2 protein-coding genes are annotated in these 2,002 nt (G+C 46.0%); one reads left to right on the top strand and one right to left on the bottom strand.

What is annotated here, in order from left to right; translation table 11 throughout:
• Positions 1-110 precede the first annotated feature (110 nt).
• Entirely contained in the window at positions 111-530 is a 420-nt protein-coding gene (locus LG34_RS16025) for a hypothetical protein (protein ID WP_109216972.1), read from the bottom strand.
• Between the two features lie 72 nt (positions 531-602).
• Here LG34_RS16025 and LG34_RS16020 point away from each other — a divergent pair, with 72 nt between their 5' ends.
• Positions 603-1,928, top strand: a complete 1,326-nt coding sequence (locus LG34_RS16020) for an MATE family efflux transporter (RefSeq protein ID WP_109216971.1) — start codon at positions 603-605, stop codon at positions 1,926-1,928.
• The last annotated feature ends 74 nt before the right edge of the window (positions 1,929-2,002 follow it).

Genomic DNA, 2,002 nt, shown 5'->3' with positions numbered 1-2,002 from the left:
TACTCACCACTTGCAGAAGTGGGAGTCTCAACTCAGACTGAGATAAAAATTTATTGGAAATCAATTTAAGTCGTTTCCATTATAGGGTATCTTTTTGCGACACACAAGACCTAATACCATCTCCGACACCGATAATGTCTGCATCTTCTGCGATACATTTCCTGCATAAGCATTACCTGTACCAGTATAAAATATTTTTCATCCACATGCAGACGCCCATCCTCTTCCACATCTTCCGGCCGCAATCCCCGGTAAATCCTTCGGCAGATCATCTCCATCATCAGCCGGTCTGGATACCGGTCAAACATCATGCTGCCTTCATATTCCATCCGATCGCATTCCTCATCCACCATACTCTGAATTTTTCTGGCATCCCGCGGATACATTTCCTGCAGACGTTTGCAGTCTTTTTCATACTCCGTCTCCTCAAATACGGTATTCTGCATCGGATATGTCATATAAAATGGCATTTTTTCGCGGGTATACGGATCCTGCTCCAGCCACTGAAATCTTTCCTGTCCAAAATTCATATTGCACTCCAAACGATACTTTCACCACAACATATGCAAAAATCTGCAAATCTGTGCTATAGTAATACCATTATGGAAAAAGATTTAACAAAAGGACCAATCTTTAAAACCCTGCTGCTTTTTGCCCTGCCGATGATGTTGGGAAATCTGTTACAGCAGGTCTACAATATTACCGATACGATCATCGTCGGACGTTTTCTTGGTTCCGGCGCACTGGCAGCCGTCGGCAGCACTTACACCCTGATGACCTTTCTGACTTCTGTCATGATCGGACTCTGTATGGGATGCGGCGCGCTGTTTTCCATGCATTACGGCGCCGGCCGGCAAAAAGAAATGAAAGAATGTATGTGGGTTTCTTTCTGGCTTGTTCTGTTGGTGACGCTCCTCATGTACCTGATCGTGTTTATCGGAACGGACGGGATTCTGACACTGCTTCAGACACCGGAAGACATTTATGAACTGATGCGCATTTACGCCCGCATTATTTTTATCGGCATCGGATTTACGTTTTTATACAATTATTTCGCCTTTATCCTGCGGGCAGTTGGCAATTCTATCCTGCCCCTTATTTTTCTGGCAGTTTCCACTATCTTAAATATCGTGCTGGATCTGTGGTTTGTATTCGAATTGCAGCTTGGTGTCGGCGGAGCTGCCGGTGCCACAGTTATCGCACAGGGAATTTCCGGTATCGGCATCACCATTGTTGCTTTATGGAAAAATCCACAGCTTTTCCCAAAAAAGGAACAGCGTATTTTCCGGAAAACAACATTTTCGGAAGTGGGACGCTACGCATTCTTCACCTGCTTACAGCAATCCGTTATGAACTTTGGAATTTTGATGATTCAGGGTCTGGTGAACAGCTTTGGTACCGCAATCATGGCTGCCTTTGCCGCCGCGGTTAAAATCGATACGCTGGCATATATGCCAGTGCAGGAATTTGGCAATGCCTTTTCCCTGTTTATCTCCCAGAATCATGGTGCCAAACGTCCGGATCGGGTAACCGCCGGAATCCGCACTGCGGTTCGCGTGTCGATTCTTTTCTGCGTGATCATTTCCGCTGTTGTCTGGATCTTTGCCCGTCCATTAATGCAGATTTTTGTGGATGCAGGTGAAACGACGATCATTGCGGAAGGTGTACGTTATCTGCATATTGAAGGTGCTTTTTACTGGGGCATTGGTTGTCTGTTTTTGCTCTACGGTCTTTACCGCGCCATCGAACGGCCTGCCATGTCGCTGGTGCTCACCATCGTATCACTGGGAACAAGAGTAGTTCTGGCTTATGCCTTTGCACCGAATACCCCGCTTGGTGTCAGTGCTATCTGGTGGGCGATTCCGATCGGATGGATTCTGGCAGATCTGACCGGATTTCTTTATTACAGGAAAATAAAAAAACTGTGAGAAACGGAACTTTTTCCCTCTCACAGTTTTTTATCTCAGTCTGAGTTGAGACTCCCACTTCTGCAAGTGGTGAG

This window comes from Eubacterium ramulus (assembly GCF_003122485.1).
Lineage (GTDB): Bacteria > Bacillota > Clostridia > Lachnospirales > Lachnospiraceae > Eubacterium_I > Eubacterium_I ramulus_A.
This window is presented reverse-complemented; position numbering and strand designations above follow the sequence as displayed.

Excerpts from the sequence above, each read along its gene's own strand:
- LG34_RS16025 (WP_109216972.1), bottom strand. The coding sequence starts at position 530 with ATGAATTTTGGACAGGAAAGATTTCAGTGGCTGGAGCAGGATCCGTAT.
- LG34_RS16020 (WP_109216971.1), top strand. The coding sequence starts at position 603 with ATGGAAAAAGATTTAACAAAAGGACCAATCTTTAAAACCCTGCTGCTT.